The sequence below is a fragment of the Pseudomonas sp. genome (assembly GCF_049653025.1).
In the GTDB taxonomy this organism is placed as follows: Bacteria; Pseudomonadota; Gammaproteobacteria; order Pseudomonadales; family Pseudomonadaceae; genus Aquipseudomonas.
Genome location: NZ_JBASFM010000006.1, coordinates 70,641 through 85,885 on the forward strand (window position 1 = coordinate 70,641; position 15,245 = coordinate 85,885).

A 15,245-nucleotide genomic window follows, 5' to 3' on the forward strand; every position below is an offset into this window, starting at 1 on the left:
ACTTAATTTTTTGTAATGGAGATACAACATGACAACTACCCAAACCCTGCAAGGCAAAGTGGCTTTCATCCAGGGCGGTTCCCGCGGTATCGGCGCAGCCATCGTCAAGCGCCTGGCCCGTGAAGGCGCGGCAGTGGCCTTCACCTATGTGTCCTCCGCCGAGCGGGCCAATGCCCTGGCCAGCGAAGTCACTAGCGCTGGTGGCAAGGCCCTCGCCCTCAAGGCCGACAGTGCCGACGCAGCAGCCGTGCAACAAGCCATTCGCGCTGCGGTCGAGCACTTCGGCGGCCTGGACATTCTGGTCAACAACGCCGGTGTGCTGGCCTGGGGCAGTACCGAAGAGCTGACCCTGGAACAGCTGGATCACACCCTGGCGGTCAACGTGCGCAGCGTGTTCGTCGCCAGCCAGGAAGCCGCCAAGCACATGACCGATGGCGGACGCATCATCAACATCGGCAGCACCAACGCCGAGCGCATCCCGGTGGCCGGCGGCGCGGTATATGCCATGAGCAAGTCGGCGCTGGTCGGCCTGGCCAAAGGCATGGCCCGCGACCTGGGCCCACGCAACATCACCGTGAACAACGTACAACCCGGCCCGGTGGACACCGAGATGAACCCGGCCGATGGCGAAGGTGCCGAGTACCTGAAAGGCCTGATGGCGCTGGATCGCTTCGGTAAGGCAGGTGAAATTGCCGGCTTTGTCGCCTATCTGGCCGGCCCGGAAGCGGGTTACATCACCGGGGCCAGCTTGATGATTGATGGCGGCTTCTCGGCCTAACTGGTCTCGACTTGGGGCCAGCTAGCCGCTAGCCCCTTGTTGCTTCTAATTTTCTGCAGCTTGGGATGACAGCTTTCTACCACATCCCATTGGCAGTTATGGGTAGGCTCAGGTCATTCGTTTCGGTCAGCTACCGGCCCAACGCAGACTATGGGCACACAGCACCATGAGTTTAAATAGTATTAATAAACGGAATCTGGAAATTAATAAGTCAAATTATCAGAAGCTTACATTCCACCACATAGGAATCCCTATTACTGAAAAGCTTCCAGCAGACACCTACAATGCTGACTTAAAAATGCACGCTACAGGATATTTTGATTCTCCATATGCAATGGAGTGGATGGAGTTTGATAAAGATAGTCAACTTCCTGAGATAATTAGGACACAACCCCACATCGGTTACGTAGTTGACGACCTGCAACAAGCAATAAAAGGCAGGCAAATTATTCTAAAGCCAACGAGCCCTTGCGAAGGGGTAACCGTCTCATTTGTTCTTGAGGGTCGTGATTTAATAGAGTTTTTACAATTTGATAAGCCTGAAGAAGAAGTATGGCCACATCCAAATAAATTCCTTCTGGAGTGCATTTGAGGGCCGAGCTAACGGGGTAGCCCCCTAGGCCTCACCCGAAATTACGCGCTGTCATGATGCTATAAGCATGTAAGTTTATTGGAGCAAACACGCTTGTCATTACCATGTTCATTACTACGTCATTCAGCTTCTGAACTTGCCAGAATGATTCAACGGCGCGAGCTCTCCTCCACATCCATTGTGTCCACCTACCTCGCACGTATCGAAGTGCTTAACCCATCACTCAACGCCTTGGTGCAGGTGTGTGGCGAGGCGGCGTTAGCGCGCGCGTGGGAGGCCGATCGTGCAGTTGCCCAAGGTGAGTACTGGGGAGCGCTGCATGGCGTCCCCTTCACCGTCAAAGATGTTATCGATACTCGCGGTGTGGTGTCAGCGGTCGGCTTGGTCGATCGGGCTCAATACGTTCCGGAGCAGGACGCTGTAGTGGTTACGCGAATGAAAGCTGCCGGCGCGATCTTGCTTGGCAAAAGCAATTGCCCACCCGGAGGCGGCGGGGGCGTGACCGACAACCCCGTATACGGTGCTACGCGTAATCCACATTCTCTATCCCACAGCCCAGGGGGCAGCAGCGGTGGCGAAGCTGCGGCGATTGCCGCCGGCCTTTCACCATTGGGATTGGGCAGTGATTCCGGTGGTAGCTTGCGTGTGCCTGCGCATTTTTGCGGTATTAGCACGTTGAAACCCACCAGTGGCCGCGTACCCAGCACCGGTGTATTCGATCATCCTGGCGGGCTCAGTGACTATCGCAGCCAGATTGGCCCAATGGCCCGACATGTCGAGGATCTGGCTTTGGCGCTGCAGTTGATCGCCGGTGAGGACGCTCGGGATGCCGGCGTGATACCGATGCCGCTCTGCGCCATGAATACTGTCGAACTGCGCGGATTGCGAGTGGCTTGGTACGGCGAGGGCGGCATTGCGCCGGTTGACGACATAACACAGGCAACGCTGCAGTCGGTGACCGAAATATTGAAGGACGCGGGTGCCACGCTCTATTCGGCGTACCCGCAGGCATTGGCCAATTCCCGAGCCATTACCGAACGCTATTGGACCATGAGCAAAGGTTCCGGAGCGGAGCTAGTGCAGCTGTTGGCAGACTGGGATCAATTTCGCAGTGCAATGCTGGGGTTCATGGCGGACTACGACATCATCCTCTGTCCGGTCGACGCTTCGCCGGCGCCGCGCGTGGGAGAGACACGGCCGGACCTGTTCAGTCACACGTTGCCCTACAGCTTGGCAGGTTGGCCCTGCGTGGTGATTCGTGCCGGCACTAGCGCTGCAGGGCTGCCGGTGGGGGTGCAGATCGTCGCGCGGCCTTGGCACGAGCATGTTGCATTGGCTGCAGCGGTTGCAGTTGAGAAAGCGCTGCCATTCACGCTTTGAGTCGCCACTGGTCATTGGCAGATATGCGAATCGGTGGCGGAGATGCGATTAGGTGTCGGTTAGGCGTGCGAATTAGTGTCGGTGTCGATGCGAATACTCACTTGCAAAGCAGCTCAGTGAACATCCCCCACAAAGCATCGCTTTCGTCTATGTAACGCATAGCATGCAGTGCATGCCCCACTCAGTTGAGGGGAAACTTCAACACGCCGTGACTCAGGAACCCTCTCATGTTAGTCGCTGAGCAAATCGGGCAAGCCGATCTTAGTATGCAGCAGCATACCTGTAGGGGGGATGGTGAAAAGTCGAAGGGTTTTAACAACATCAACCCCGAACTTCCCCGCCTCCTTCATTATTTCTGCAACGCCATCGTCGTAGGCCTTTCGACAACTTTGCTATCAAGGGCCTTTGTAATTACTTCCAACTCATCCGACATAACTTAGCCTGCACCCCAGCTTCGATAGACCCAAACCTAACTGAGCGCCCGAAGCATGTCGACATCGGCTTTGATGCTTAAACTGTAAGCGGCCCTACATCAAAGGTAGGGCGGTAGCCGGGAGCAAAACCAGTGGAGCGCTGAATGAAGAAGTGCTGCGGGACCTACGGTAATAACCCAGCCAAACGGGCGATGCTGGGGAACTTCTTCAACTCCGAAGCCATTCGACCCAAAGGGTTACGTCCGTATGAATCCCCTTCGTTGCCGGAGGAGTGACCAGTAATCCAATCATGGACCTCCCCTGGAATCTCCGATTCGCGGCACAGCGTCTTGAAGGCGTGGCGGAACCCGTGGGCAGGTGACGCCCCCGAGTTTAGTCCGACCACATTATTGAGGTACTTGGTCCACATAGTTCCGAAGCAGTGCCCGTAACCGTTGGACTTGTGCAAGATAAGCTTCGGGAAAGCCCGCCCATCAGACGGAACAGTCTGAAGGTACTCAATGAAGCCAAGCTCCAAAAGGTCGTGATGAAGGGGGACCTTACGGCGGCTACTCAAGGTTTTCAGAGCTTGGTCTTCTCCCTCACGAAGGTCCAGGAACCAGACACCCTCCTCTTGCTTCACATCCGCGACAAACAATTGCGCCAGCTCCTCACGCCGGGCCCCGGTATACGCCAGGATTAAGGGCATCCAGTAGAGGGCCTGACCCAGATCCGATTTCGCTGGTTTCCAGTCACCATGAAACAACGGGCTGGCGAACATCTGCCGAAGCTCGGAGAGGGTGTAGCCCTTGTCATCTTCACTAGCCCCCTGCTTCCGCTCCGCTTTCTTGGAGCGCTGAATGAGGCCCGACGCGACAATCGGGTTTTCGTGGATGACACCCAGTACCTGATGGGCAAAGCCCAGCACCGCCGACAAGGCCCGAAGCTGCTTATTTACGGTCGCTAATTCGGCCGTAGGCAGCCCTTCAGCAGCGGCTTTTTCGATAAGAGCGGGAGCTGCCATACCGCGTATCCCCTGCCCCCTTGTGGGTATCTTGAACAAGTTGGATCGGAAGTCACGGCAGACGGTACGACTGACTTGATCCACAGGTAGGTCGCGGTGCAGCTCGATAAAGCGGGTGACCGCCGAACCGAACTCACTAATGGTTTTTCGGGCGCTGCGGGTGTCGCCATCGTTAAGCAGCTTGTCCTCAGACCAGTTACTGAACACTTGCGAAAGCCGGGGAACGCTGGACGCCAGTGATGCGGCCTTATTTTCATGGGAAAGACGCTGGGAAGCAGCTTCGAGAACAGGCATATCCCGCCAGTTGCCACGGTGACGGGAAAGCGCAACACGACAGAGGCCCCACCAGGCGCGGTAGAACTCAAGGACAAGGCATTCCCAGGCGGGGTCGGCACGGTCCGGGAGCGGCAGCAGCAGCTTGGCAAGGGCATCGCGTATGTAGCCTCCGACAAGGCGGAAGCTGCTATCAAGACCGTCAACTTCAACGAGTTCTGAAGCTGCGTGCACAACATCGTCATGCACCACCAAAAACATCCGGGGAGCGTCGACGTCAGTATCCCAGCTTGCAACGACTTCAGCAGCCCAACGGTCCGCCAGCTTGTGTGCATCGGATGAAAGCAGCACCGGACGCCCTGCCTGTTGCTCCCGCGCGTTTAGGAAGGCTTCCTCACACTTCGCCGATTCGTGGGCGAAACGTGGACGGGCCTGCACAAGCTCCTTGGTCTTCAGCGACAGCTTCCACTCCCGTTTGCCAATGACTTCACGGATGTCTTCGGGGACCTCACGGCGGAAGTAATAAACGCCACTAACGGGGTGCTTCCAAGGTTGGGCCATGACTGTCATCTGTACCACTCCGCTGTACCAATCCGGCGGAGACTTGCGGGGCCTGAAACGAAAAAACCCCCAGAAAGTCTGCTCTCTGGGGGTTTCTATGTATGGCGGTGAAGGAGAGATTCGAACTCTCGATACGATTTCTCGTATACACACTTTCCAGGCGTGCTCCTTAAGCCACTCGGACACTTCACCGGGTCTCGACTGCCATTGCTGTCTATCGAGGCGCGCTAATCTAGCCGAACAGCCCCGCAAAGGCAAAAGCTTTTTTCAAAAGATTCATGCGCTTATGCCAAATGCGGGGATCAGTCTGGACGTTTGCCGGGCCGGGCCTGAATCGCTGCTGGTCAAATAGAAGAAAGCCCAGAGAATCAAACAAGCTGCCGGCGCGCACTGACCAGCCAGTCAGCCATCGCGCTTTACCTGACCGCTGCGGGTGAGTAACGTCTGCTGCACTTCAGTCCAAGGAACCCGACCATGAGCGACCTGATCAGCTACCAACTCGACGATGGCATTGCCACCCTGACCCTGTGTAATGGCAAGGTGAATGCCATCTCCCCGGACGTGATCACCGCCTTCAATGCGGCCTTGGATCGCGCCGTGCAGGACAAGGCCATCGTCATCCTCACCGGTCAGCCGGGCATTCTCTCCGGTGGCTACGACCTCAAGGTGATGACCTCCGGCCCGCAGAATGCGATCGCCCTGGTTGCCGCAGGCTCCACCCTGGCGCGCCGCATGCTCGCCCACCCGTTCCCGATCATCGTCGCCTGCCCTGGCCACGCCGTGGCCAAGGGTGCCTTTATCCTGCTCTCGGCCGATTACCGGATTGGCGTTGAAGGCCCGTTCAGCATCGGCCTCAACGAAGTGCAGATCGGCATGACCATGCACCACGCGGGCATCGAACTGGCCCGTGACCGCCTGCGCAAGTCGGCCTTCCAGCGTTCGGTGATCAACGGCGAGATGTTCAACCCGCAAAGCGCAGTGGATGCCGGTTTCCTCGACAAGGTGGTGCCGGCCGAACAATTGCTGGAAACCGCCCAAGCCGTGGCCCAGCAGATGAAGAAGATCAACATGACTGCGCACAAGAACACCAAACTGAAAGTACGCAAGGCGCTGCTCGAAGCCCTCGACCTGGCCGTCGAGTTGGACCAACAGCACGCCCTCTGAGCCGCCCTGGCGCACAGCCCGCGTAGCACCCGCAAAGCCCGGCCTAATCCGCCGGGCTTTTGCATTTAATGGCAAAACACGGGCAACTAAACGGGCAATCTCGCCAGCCTGTATTACTTTTAACCAGTAAGGCTGCCCACAGGGACCACAGGCATCCGCCGACTCACTTGAGTGTTGCTGGAGCCTGTCATGAAGATTGCCCACAAGGTTGGCCTTGCTGCCGCCATCGTATTGTTTCTCACCACCAGCCTGCTGTCGCTGGCGCAGGTCAGCCAGGTGCGCGGCACCCTGCACAACCAGGTCGCGGCGAGCATCGAGGAATCGAGCAACGCCCTGGCCCGCCAGATCGAAAACTGGCTCAACGCCAAACTCAAGTTGATGGACCTGCTGTCCCAGGGACTCGACAGCAACTACAGCCCGGAAGAAACCCAGCGCCTGGTCAACACGCCGATGCTGAAGAACGAGTTCATCCTGGTCTTCGGCACGCTGCAAAGCGATGGCAAGCCGATCAAGAACAGCGATGACTGGCAACCCAAGCCCGACTGGGATGGTCGTCAGCGCCCCTGGTACGAAACCGGCAAGGGCAGCAGCCAGGCCATGCTCACCGAGCCCTATGTCGACTCCACCAGCGGTGAGATCCTGATTTCCGCGGTCACCCGGATCAGCAATGCCGGCGAGTTCCTCGGCGTGCTCGGCGGCGATATCCGCCTGAAAACCGTGGCCGATGCGGTCAACACTCTCGATTTCAACGGTGCGGGCTATGCCTTTCTGCTCAGCCGCAGCGGCAATATCATTTCCCACCCGAACACCGAGCTGAACGGCAAAAGCTACAGCGAGCTGTTCGACGGCCAGAGCCCGGCACTGAACAAGGAGCTGCAAGCCGCCAGCGGTGACGACAAGGACCTGCTGGTGTCCTTCACCCCGCTGCCCAACCTCAAAGGCATGGACTGGTATATCGGCGTGGTGCTCGATAAGAGCATCGTCATGGCCGAGGCCAACGCCCTGAGCTGGCGGGCGGTAATCGGCACAGTGCTGGGCGTGATCATCAGCCTGGTCGTGCTGGGCGTCCTGATGAACAGCCTGCTCAAGCCTCTCGACCACCTGCACAATTCCCTGCACGAGGTAAACAGCGGTGAAGGCGACCTGACGCGCCGCCTACCAGCGGCCGGCAACGATGAAATCGCCCTGGTCTCCAAGGAATTCAACAGCTTCCTGCAAAGCCTGCAGAGCCTGATCAGCGAAGTGATGGGCAGCTCGCGGCTGGTGCGCGAAAGCACCACCCTGACCTCCAGCGAGGCCAACCAGGCCGCCAACCGCCTGCAACAGCAGCTACAGGAGCTCGACCAACTGGCCACCGCCATGCAGGAAATGGCCTCCACCGCCGAAGAAGTGGCGCGCAACGCCCAGGCGGCGGCGCAAGCGGCGATTGCGGCCAATAGCGAAACCGAGAACGGCGTGCGCGTGGTGTCGCGCTCAACCGAGGCGATCAAGAACCTGGCCGAGGAAATGAACGAAACCAGCCAGGCGATCAATGAGCTGGCCAAGCTCAGCCACAACATCGAATCGATCCTCTCGGTGATCACCAGCATCGCCGACCAGACCAATCTGCTCGCTCTCAACGCCGCCATCGAGGCGGCACGCGCCGGTGAGTCCGGCCGTGGCTTCGCCGTGGTCGCCGATGAGGTGCGCTCATTGGCCTCGCGCACGCAGCAGTCGACCCAGGAAATCCGCCAGATGATCGACCAGCTGCAATCGGGGGTGAAACAGGCCGAATCACGCATGCAGCAGAGCCGTGACACCGCCAGCAAGACCGCCGAAGAAGCCGGCGCGGCCAACGATATGCTCGGACGCATCAGCGAAGCGATTACCCGGATCAACGACATGAACCTGCAAATCGCCACCGCCGCCGAGCAGCAGAGCGCCACCACCGAGGAGATCAACCGCAACACCACCAATATCCGCGACATAAGCCATGAGGTGGCCGCCGGGGCCGAGGAACAGGTCCGCCAATGCGCCGTGATGGTCGAGCAGGTCGGCCAGCAGGATCACCTGCTCGGCCGCTTCAAGGTCTGAGCACCCGGACATCGGGCTGCGCTTGCGCGTGCAGCCAGCGCCAGCCGATAAGGAGAGTGGGCATGCGCATATTCGTAACCTGGCTACTGTGCCTGGCCGTGCATGGCATGGCCCTGGCGCAAACGCCCATCAGCGTTACGGTTCTGTGCGACGCCAGCTATCCGCCCTACAGCTACGCCGAAAACGACGAAGCCAAAGGCTTGTACAGCGATATCCTGCGCGCGGCCTTTACGCGCATGCCGGGTTACCGCGTCAGCATCCGCCCGGTGCCCTGGCCCCGAGGGCTGGCCGCTCTGGAAAAAGGTACTGCCTTTGCCCTGTTCCCGCCCTACCACCGTCCGGTGGAACGCCCTTGGATGGATTACTCACGGCCGATTCTGGAAGAAAGCGTGGTGGCCTTCGTGCGCGCCGACCTGGCCCAGCAGCGCGCTATCGTGGACTTCCCGGCCGCCTACGCGGGGCTGCGCATAGGCCTCAACCGCGGCTTCAACATCATCGCCGCGCCCAGCTACAAGACCATGCTCGCCGCCGGGCAATTGCAGCAGAGCTACGCCACGGACAACCGCACCAACCTGCTGCAGCTCAAACGCAAACGCATCGATGTGTTTATCAATGATCGTCTGTCGATCCTCTGGGAGCTGCAACAGATGCGCAGCGAAGGCCTGTTTGCCACGAGTGGGCTGAGCTGGCTGGTCGAAGGGCCGAAACTGTCCAGCGAACACGGCCACCTGGGCTATACCCGTATCAACCAACAGGCCTACCCCTACAAGCAGGACTTTATGCAGCGCCTGGATCAGGCCCTGCTGTCGCTCGAACAAGACGGCAGCATCGCCAGCCTGGCCCAGCGCTACAGCGCCATCGACCTGCTGCCTGCCACGGGCACGGGCACGGGCACGGGCAGCAGCCAGGGTGAAACACCTGGCAACGACCTCTGATCAGCGTCAATTGCCGAAAACAGTGCACGCCCGTACACTGCGCGCCTTTTTCCCATGACGGGCGTACCAAATGCTTTTTCTTCTGCGCATGCTGGCGATGGCCGTGCACTTTATTCTCGCCGGCATCCTGGGCCTGTTGCTGGGCATCTGCCGTCCGTTCAACCCCGATAACAGTCGCCTGTGCGCGCGCCTGTACAGCATTCCGGCGCAGTGGCTGCTGCGCTGGAAGCTGAAGACCGACGTACAGCCGCTGCTCGATCATCAACGCTCGTGCGTGATCATCGCCAACCACCAGTCCAACTATGACCTCTACGTGCTCGGCCGCGTGGTGCCCAAGCGCACCGTGAGCATCGGCAAGAAGAGCCTGAAATGGGTGCCGTTCTTCGGCCAACTCTACTGGCTGGCTGGCAACGTGCTGCTCGACCGCGGCAATGCCGTGCGCGCCAAGCAGGCCATGCTCACCACCACCGACACGCTCAAGCACAAAGACACCTCGATCTGGGTGTTCGCCGAAGGTACGCGCAACCTGGGCAAGGGCTTGCTGCCGTTCAAGAAAGGCGCGTTCCAGATGGCGATTGCCGCCGGCGTACCGATCATTCCGGTGTGCGTCAGCACCTACGTCAAGCATATGCAGCTCAACCGCTGGAACAGCGGCGAGATCATGATCCGCTCGCTGCCGGCCATTGCCACCGCAGGTCTGAGCCAGGATGACCTGCCGCAGCTGATCGAAACCTGTCGCACGCAGATGCAGCAGTGCATCGAGGCCATGGACCAGCAACTCAGCCAGAGTGCCTGAAGCACCTGGCAAGGCCTGCAAAGCCCAGCCCACGCGCTGGGCTTTTTCTTGCCTGACGTAGCCTGTACCGCACCCGCCCTTACACCAGCAGCGGACAAGCCGCTAAGCTGCGTGCTGAATCATCGCCAATAAGGGAAGCACTATGGGTCGAGTTGTTGCCGCCGCTGTCTACAGCAAGGGCAAGAAAGTCACCAATATCAGCCTCGATGAAGGCAAGCCGTGGTCGAAGAAACCGGGGCATTTTGTCTGGATCGGCCTGCATGATCCCTGCCCCGAAGAGCTGATCAACCTGCAGCAGCAATTCGACCTGCATGAACTGGCGCTGGAAGACGCCCTGCAGCGCCATACCCGGCCCAAGCTGGAAACCTTCGGCGATGCGCTGTTTCTGGTGCTCTACTCGCCCATCCGGGTCAACGGTGAACTGACCTTTGTCGAAACCCAGCTGTTTGCCGGCAGCGGCTACGTCATCAGCGCCCGCTACGGCGAATCCGCACCCTACTCCCAGGTGCGCCAGCGCTGCGAGGCGCGCCCGCTGCTGCTCGAGCACGGCGAAGACTTCGTGCTCTACGCCCTGCTCAGCTTCGTCATCGAAAACTACCGCCCACTGATGGACAACTACCACGTCGAGCTTGAGGACGTGGAGCAGCACGTGCTGAAACACCCGCTGAGCCAGGCCGATGTAGAGCGCATCCAGGGCCTGCGCCGCGACCTGCTGCGGTTGCGTCGCTATATCGGGCCGCTGGCGGAAATCTGCCAGGAACTGCAGCGCCTCGACTTCCCGTTTATCGACAAGAACATGCGCCCCTACTTTCGCGATGTGGCCATTCACGTCAACCGCCTGCTGGAAGACCTCACCGGGCTGCGCGAGATGGCCGATCACGCCATTGAAGTGGGCTTGCTGCTGGAGTCTTCGCGGCAGAGCATCACCCAGCGCAAGTTCGCCGCCTGGGCGGCAATCCTGGCCTTCCCCACCGCCGTGGCCGGCATCTACGGGATGAACTTCGAACACATGCCGGAGCTGACCTGGCAGTTCGGCTACTTTGGTGTGCTCGGCGTGATCGGCACGGGCTGTATAGGGCTGTACGTCAGTTTCAAACGTTCCGGCTGGCTATAAAAAATCGTCTGGAGCGATTTTTAACGTCGCATAGCGGCGGCCCGCCCATGGATGGCACGCCATAAAAAAGCCCGGTAAAAACCGGGCTTTATAGCGGTGTGAGGCTTAACCGTTCAGGCCAGAGCGGCCGTGGGCGACAAAGCGCATCATCCACTCAGCCACCGTGTGCCCCTGGTGGTCTTGCTGCAGGCTCTCGACGCCCTTGCTGTAGGCCGTCTCGCCGATATGCTGCTGGCGCGCCTCGAGCAGCGCGCGCGAGTAGTCATGGACAAACTCGGGGTGCCCCTGGAAGCACAGCACCTGATCACCTATGCAGTACGAGGCAATCGGGCAGAACTCACTGCTGGCCAATAACGTGGCATTGCCCGGCAGCTGGGTGACCTGGTCCTGGTGGCTGATCAGCATGCTCAGCTCCTGCAGATCAGGGCTCATCCAACTCGGCTTGTTAGCCATCTGGTAACGGTGGACACCCACGCCCCAGCCTTGCTCGGCTCGCCCGGCCTTGCCGCCCAGCAACAAGGCCAGCAGCTGATGACCAAAGCACACGCCCAGCAGCTTGTCGCCACGGTTATAACGCTCGAGCAGATAGGTTTTCAGGGTCTGGATCCAGGCATCGGTACCGAAGGAATCGGCCTTGCTGCCCGTCACCAGATAAGCATCGTAGTGTTCGTTATCTGGCGGGTAACGCCCCTCCATCACGTTGTACACCTTGAATTCGGCAGCAATTGGCTGACGGGCGAACAACTGCTCGAACATCCGACCATAACTCTGGTATTGGTCGATCAATTCGGGCCGGAGAACATCGGTTTCCAGGATGCAAATCTGCAACGGCATATGGGCGGTTACCTAGGGCGCAGGAGGGTTGATTTTCCAGCGCGCAAGCGTGCCTGCTGACAGGTCGCATGGCAATAGTCCAGGGCGCAACCTGACCAATTGCAGCCACACTTTTTCTGCTATCAGCCGGCTTGATAGTCAACATAAGCACCATTCACTTCTGTCGATAGCGGCACGCGCAGATGATCTGGCCATCGGGCACTGCGCCCACCCTGCCAGAGGATCACCCCATGACCAGTTTCTCCGCCATCGCCAGCCTGCTCGCCGCCTCCGCATTCAACAGCAGCCACAGCGCCGACAGCCAACGTCAAAGCGACAAAATGCACGCCGCACAGCTCAAGGCTACCCAGCGCAAAACCGCTCAATAACCCCACGCGCCACAGCACACTGCCTGGAGAACGCCATGAGCATCGCCCAATCACTGAGTAACCAGAACGTCTACGGCGTGACCTATGCCACTGTCGACGGCAGTGGCATCCACTTCGAGTCCGAGCTGGCCATCCAGCTCAGCGACGGCACTCTGACCACCTTGCGCATGCCCACTCACCTGAGCGAGCGTCAGGCCATTCAGCAGCTGGTGTGCGGCCGCCAGACCTGCTAACCGCTACTGCGCTGGCATCGGGCAGCTGAGGTCGCCTTCTTCACAAACGGCCAGCTGCTCCAGCTCCTTGACCCGCGCGGAAGTCTTCTGCGCCAGGCAACCGTTGAGCACCATCGGATAGGCCGAACCGCCCACCACCGAAGCCGACTCAAACGCGCAGGCCAGGTCACGAAACTTGATCCAGGCCAGCTGCACCTCCTTGAGTTGCTGCTTCTGTCCGTCATCCAGACGTTTGCGGTAATCGCCGTAGAGCTGATTCAGGCGTTTGTCCTGTGCGGCGTAGTCCGCCGCCGCGCACTGGTTAAGGGTGAGTTGATCCATCGCATTGGCGCAGTCATCCGCCCACACCGGCGCGGCCAGTAACCCCAGGCTGATTGCCAGCGCACTGCTTAACCCGATTTTCATAAGACCTCCCTTAGCGCCACACTGCCGTGGCCGTTGCAGCAGTCTAGTGCTGCAGCCATAAACAGGCTGGCCTTCCATAAACTACGGGCCATAAAAAACCGGCTCACAGGGAGCCGGCTTTCAGTGCAGCAGCCTTAACGCGCGGCGTTAGAAGCTCTGGTTCTTCGCCGCCTTTTCCAACAACAGCGCCGGCGGCAGGAAGCGCTCGCCATACTGTTCGGCCAGGTACTGGGCACGGGCGACAAAGTCCTGCACGCCGTACTGGTTGATAAACTGCAGCGCGCCGCCGCTCCAGGCAGCAAAGCCGATGCCCATGATCGAACCGATATTGGCGTCGGCAACCGACTTCAACACGCCTTCTTCCACGCAGCGCACGGTTTCGATGGCCTGGATAAACAGGATGCGATCACGTACGTCGATCTGCGAGATCTGCGCATCGCTCTTCTCAAAGCGCGCTTTCAGCTCCGGCCACAGGTGCTTCTTGCCGCCTGCAGGGTAATCGTAGAAGCCCGCGCCAGCGGCCTTGCCCGGCCGTTTGTACTCGTTGAGCATCATGTCGATCACTGCGAACGCCGGGTGCGCAGGGATCTGTTTGCCCTCGGCGGCCAGGTCCTTGATGGTCTGCTGACGAATATGGTTCATCAGGCTCATCGACACTTCGTCGCTGATCGCCAGCGGGCCGACCGGCATGCCGGCCTTGCGCGCTTCGTTCTCGATCATCGCCGCGCTCACGCCTTCGCCCAACATGGCCAGGCCTTCGTTGGTGAAGGTGCCGAACACCCGCGAGGTGAAGAAACCGCGGCTGTCGTTGACCACGATCGGGGTCTTCTTGATCTGCATCACGTAGTCGAAGCCGCGCGCCAGGGTCTCGTCACTGGTGTGCTCGCCCTTGATGATTTCCACCAACGGCATCTTGTCCACCGGGCTGAAGAAGTGCAGGCCGATAAACTTGTCCTGCTTCTGCACCGCGTTGGCCAGGCCGGTTATCGGCAGGGTCGAAGTGTTGGAGGCGATAACCGCATCAGCCAGCGCCGCACGCTCGGCAGCCGCGGTGACATTGGCCTTGAGGTCGCGATCCTCGAACACCGCTTCGATAATCAGATCGCAGCCGGCAAAGTCGGCATCGCTGACAGTCGGTTTGATCCGCGCCAAGATGCCATCGCGCTTGTCGGCGCTCATCTGGCCACGGCCGACTTTCTTCTCCAGCAACTTGGCCGAGTAATCCTTGCCCTTCTCGGCCGCCTCGATGGAGATGTCCTTGAGTACCACCTCGATGCCGGCCACCGCCGACACGTAAGCAATACCGGCACCCATCATGCCGGCACCGAGCACGCCGACCTTCTTGGTCACGTAGGGCTCGAAGCCTTGCGGGCGGGAGCCGCCGGCGTTGATTTCATTGAGCTGGAACCAGAAGGTGCCAATCATGTTCTTCGCCACCTGGCCGGTGGTCAGCTCGGTGAAGTAGCGCGCTTCGATGATCTGCGCGGTGTCGAAGTCGACCTGCGCACCCTCGACGGCGGCGCACATGATCTTCTCCGGGGCCGGGAAGCAGCCCTTGGTCTTGTCGCGCAGCACGCTCGGGGCGATGGCCAGCATCTGCGCCACATTCGGGCTCGACGGCGTGCCGCCGGGGATCTTGTAACCCGCCACATCCCAAGGCTGCTTGGGTGCCGGATTGGCGACGATCCAGGCGCGAGCCTTGGTCATCAGATCGTCTTTATCGGAAGCCAGCTCGTGGATCAAGCCAGCCTTGAGCGCGGCATCAGGGCGAACCTTCTTGCCTTCGGCCAGGTATGGCAGGGCTTTTTCCAGGCCGAGCAGGCGCACCATACGCACCACACCACCGCCGCCCGGCAGCAGGCCAAGGGTTACTTCTGGCAGACCGAGCTGGATGCTGGAACTGTCCAGAGCGATGCGGTGGTGGCAGGCCAGGGCAATTTCCCAGCCGCCGCCCAGGGCCGCGCCATTGATCGCAGCAACCACCGGCTTGCCTAGGCACTCCAGGCGTCGCAGTTGGCCCTTGATGTTGAGGATCATCTGGTAGAAGGCCGGCGCATCGGCCTTGGTGACCTTGATCAGCTCGTTCAGATCACCGCCGGCGAAGAAGGTCTTCTTCGCGGAGGTGACAATCACCCCGGCGATGGCGTCTTTTTCAGCTTCCAGGCGCTCGACGATCTTGCCCATGGCTTCGCGGTACACCGCATTCATGGTGTTGGCGCTCTGGCCGGGCATGTCCATGGTCAGAACGACGATATTGTCCTGGCCTTTTTCGTAACGGATGGCGTCAGTCATTTTTCTTATC

At 59.7% G+C, this 15,245-nt stretch carries 14 protein-coding genes, 1 tRNA gene and 1 pseudogene; 11 read left to right on the plus strand and 5 right to left on the minus strand.

The genetic code is table 11. The features are described from left to right. Positions 1–28 precede the first annotated feature (28 nt). The 3 genes from WBK23_RS03305 (at position 29) to WBK23_RS03315 (ending at position 2,750) form a co-directional block, all read left to right on the plus strand. Positions 29–778 carry a 3-oxoacyl-ACP reductase family protein gene (locus WBK23_RS03305; protein ID WP_424482555.1) on the plus strand — a complete coding sequence of 250 codons (750 nt, stop codon included), beginning with the start codon at positions 29–31 and terminating at the stop codon, positions 776–778. A 166-nt stretch (positions 779–944) separates the two neighbouring features. Next, positions 945–1,370 carry a hypothetical protein gene (locus WBK23_RS03310; RefSeq protein ID WP_424482556.1) on the plus strand — a complete coding sequence of 142 codons (426 nt, stop codon included), beginning with the start codon at positions 945–947 and terminating at the stop codon, positions 1,368–1,370. Positions 1,371–1,514: 144 nt separating this feature from the next. Continuing rightward, positions 1,515–2,750 (plus strand): amidase, encoded by a 1,236-nt coding sequence (locus WBK23_RS03315; RefSeq protein WP_424482557.1) that lies wholly within the window; start codon positions 1,515–1,517, stop codon positions 2,748–2,750. Positions 2,751–3,347: 597 nt separating this feature from the next. On the opposite strand, the gene WBK23_RS03320 is transcribed toward WBK23_RS03315, so the two are convergent. Further along, positions 3,348–5,030 carry a DUF6538 domain-containing protein gene (locus WBK23_RS03320; protein WP_424482558.1) on the minus strand — a complete coding sequence of 561 codons (1,683 nt, stop codon included), beginning with the start codon at positions 5,028–5,030 and terminating at the stop codon, positions 3,348–3,350. Positions 5,031–5,123: 93 nt separating this feature from the next. Beyond that, a tRNA-Ser gene (locus WBK23_RS03325) sits at positions 5,124–5,213 on the minus strand. A gap of 282 nt (positions 5,214–5,495) precedes the next feature. On the opposite strand from WBK23_RS03325, the gene WBK23_RS03330 reads away from it, so the two are divergent. The 6 genes and pseudogenes from WBK23_RS03330 (at position 5,496) to WBK23_RS03355 (ending at position 11,103) form a co-directional block, all read left to right on the plus strand. After that, complete coding sequence (locus WBK23_RS03330; protein ID WP_424482559.1) at positions 5,496–6,185, plus strand: crotonase/enoyl-CoA hydratase family protein; 690 nt, start codon at positions 5,496–5,498, stop codon at positions 6,183–6,185. A gap of 189 nt (positions 6,186–6,374) precedes the next feature. Next, positions 6,375–7,400 (plus strand): annotated as a pseudogene (locus WBK23_RS03335) (HAMP domain-containing protein); the annotation flags it as partial. A 30-nt stretch (positions 7,401–7,430) separates the two neighbouring features. Next, positions 7,431–8,258, plus strand: coding sequence for a methyl-accepting chemotaxis protein (locus tag WBK23_RS03340; protein WP_424483281.1), 828 nt, complete (start codon positions 7,431–7,433; stop codon positions 8,256–8,258). 62 nt (positions 8,259–8,320) lie between these two features. Next, entirely contained in the window at positions 8,321–9,193 is an 873-nt protein-coding gene (locus tag WBK23_RS03345; protein ID WP_424482560.1) for a substrate-binding periplasmic protein, read from the plus strand. A gap of 70 nt (positions 9,194–9,263) precedes the next feature. Continuing rightward, complete coding sequence (locus tag WBK23_RS03350) at positions 9,264–9,989, plus strand: 1-acylglycerol-3-phosphate O-acyltransferase (RefSeq protein WP_424482561.1); 726 nt, start codon at positions 9,264–9,266, stop codon at positions 9,987–9,989. 142 nt (positions 9,990–10,131) lie between these two features. Then, positions 10,132–11,103 (plus strand): magnesium and cobalt transport protein CorA, encoded by a 972-nt coding sequence (locus WBK23_RS03355; protein ID WP_424482562.1) that lies wholly within the window; start codon positions 10,132–10,134, stop codon positions 11,101–11,103. Positions 11,104–11,208: 105 nt separating this feature from the next. Here the strand turns inward: WBK23_RS03355 and WBK23_RS03360 are convergent, their stop codons facing one another. Continuing rightward, a complete protein-coding gene (locus tag WBK23_RS03360) occupies positions 11,209–11,937 on the minus strand; it encodes an amidotransferase (protein ID WP_424482563.1) in 729 nt (242 codons plus the stop codon). A gap of 230 nt (positions 11,938–12,167) precedes the next feature. Here WBK23_RS03360 and WBK23_RS03365 point away from each other — a divergent pair, with 230 nt between their 5' ends. After that, a complete protein-coding gene (locus WBK23_RS03365; protein WP_424482564.1) occupies positions 12,168–12,305 on the plus strand; it encodes a hypothetical protein in 138 nt (45 codons plus the stop codon). A 35-nt stretch (positions 12,306–12,340) separates the two neighbouring features. Further along, positions 12,341–12,538 carry a type III secretion system co-regulatory protein PtrC gene (gene ptrC / locus WBK23_RS03370; protein ID WP_424482565.1) on the plus strand — a complete coding sequence of 66 codons (198 nt, stop codon included), beginning with the start codon at positions 12,341–12,343 and terminating at the stop codon, positions 12,536–12,538. Positions 12,539–12,541: 3 nt separating this feature from the next. Here the strand turns inward: ptrC and WBK23_RS03375 are convergent, their stop codons facing one another. Together WBK23_RS03375 and WBK23_RS03380 are read right to left on the minus strand one after the other, a co-directional pair. Further along, positions 12,542–12,943, minus strand: a complete 402-nt coding sequence (locus WBK23_RS03375) for a lysozyme inhibitor LprI family protein (RefSeq protein ID WP_424482566.1) — start codon at positions 12,941–12,943, stop codon at positions 12,542–12,544. Positions 12,944–13,090: 147 nt separating this feature from the next. Beyond that, on the minus strand, positions 13,091–15,235 hold the full coding sequence (locus WBK23_RS03380; RefSeq protein WP_424482567.1) for a 3-hydroxyacyl-CoA dehydrogenase NAD-binding domain-containing protein: 2,145 nt from the start codon (positions 15,233–15,235) through the stop codon (positions 13,091–13,093). Positions 15,236–15,245: the final 10 nt, after the last annotated feature.

Coding starts and splice junctions, on each gene's coding strand:
- WBK23_RS03365 (WP_424482564.1), top strand. CDS start 12,168: ATGACCAGTTTCTCCGCCATCGCCAGCCTGCTCGCCGCCTCCGCATTC.
- WBK23_RS03305 (WP_424482555.1), top strand. CDS start 29: ATGACAACTACCCAAACCCTGCAAGGCAAAGTGGCTTTCATCCAGGGC.
- WBK23_RS03330 (WP_424482559.1), top strand. CDS start 5,496: ATGAGCGACCTGATCAGCTACCAACTCGACGATGGCATTGCCACCCTG.
- WBK23_RS03310 (WP_424482556.1), top strand. CDS start 945: ATGAGTTTAAATAGTATTAATAAACGGAATCTGGAAATTAATAAGTCA.
- WBK23_RS03375 (WP_424482566.1), bottom strand. CDS start 12,943: ATGAAAATCGGGTTAAGCAGTGCGCTGGCAATCAGCCTGGGGTTACTG.
- WBK23_RS03345 (WP_424482560.1), top strand. CDS start 8,321: ATGCGCATATTCGTAACCTGGCTACTGTGCCTGGCCGTGCATGGCATG.
- WBK23_RS03320 (WP_424482558.1), bottom strand. CDS start 5,030: ATGACAGTCATGGCCCAACCTTGGAAGCACCCCGTTAGTGGCGTTTAT.
- WBK23_RS03350 (WP_424482561.1), top strand. CDS start 9,264: ATGCTTTTTCTTCTGCGCATGCTGGCGATGGCCGTGCACTTTATTCTC.
- WBK23_RS03360 (WP_424482563.1), bottom strand. CDS start 11,937: ATGCCGTTGCAGATTTGCATCCTGGAAACCGATGTTCTCCGGCCCGAA.
- WBK23_RS03340 (WP_424483281.1), top strand. CDS start 7,431: ATGGGCAGCTCGCGGCTGGTGCGCGAAAGCACCACCCTGACCTCCAGC.
- ptrC (WP_424482565.1), top strand. CDS start 12,341: ATGAGCATCGCCCAATCACTGAGTAACCAGAACGTCTACGGCGTGACC.
- WBK23_RS03315 (WP_424482557.1), top strand. CDS start 1,515: ATGATTCAACGGCGCGAGCTCTCCTCCACATCCATTGTGTCCACCTAC.
- WBK23_RS03380 (WP_424482567.1), bottom strand. CDS start 15,235: ATGACTGACGCCATCCGTTACGAAAAAGGCCAGGACAATATCGTCGTT.
- WBK23_RS03355 (WP_424482562.1), top strand. CDS start 10,132: ATGGGTCGAGTTGTTGCCGCCGCTGTCTACAGCAAGGGCAAGAAAGTC.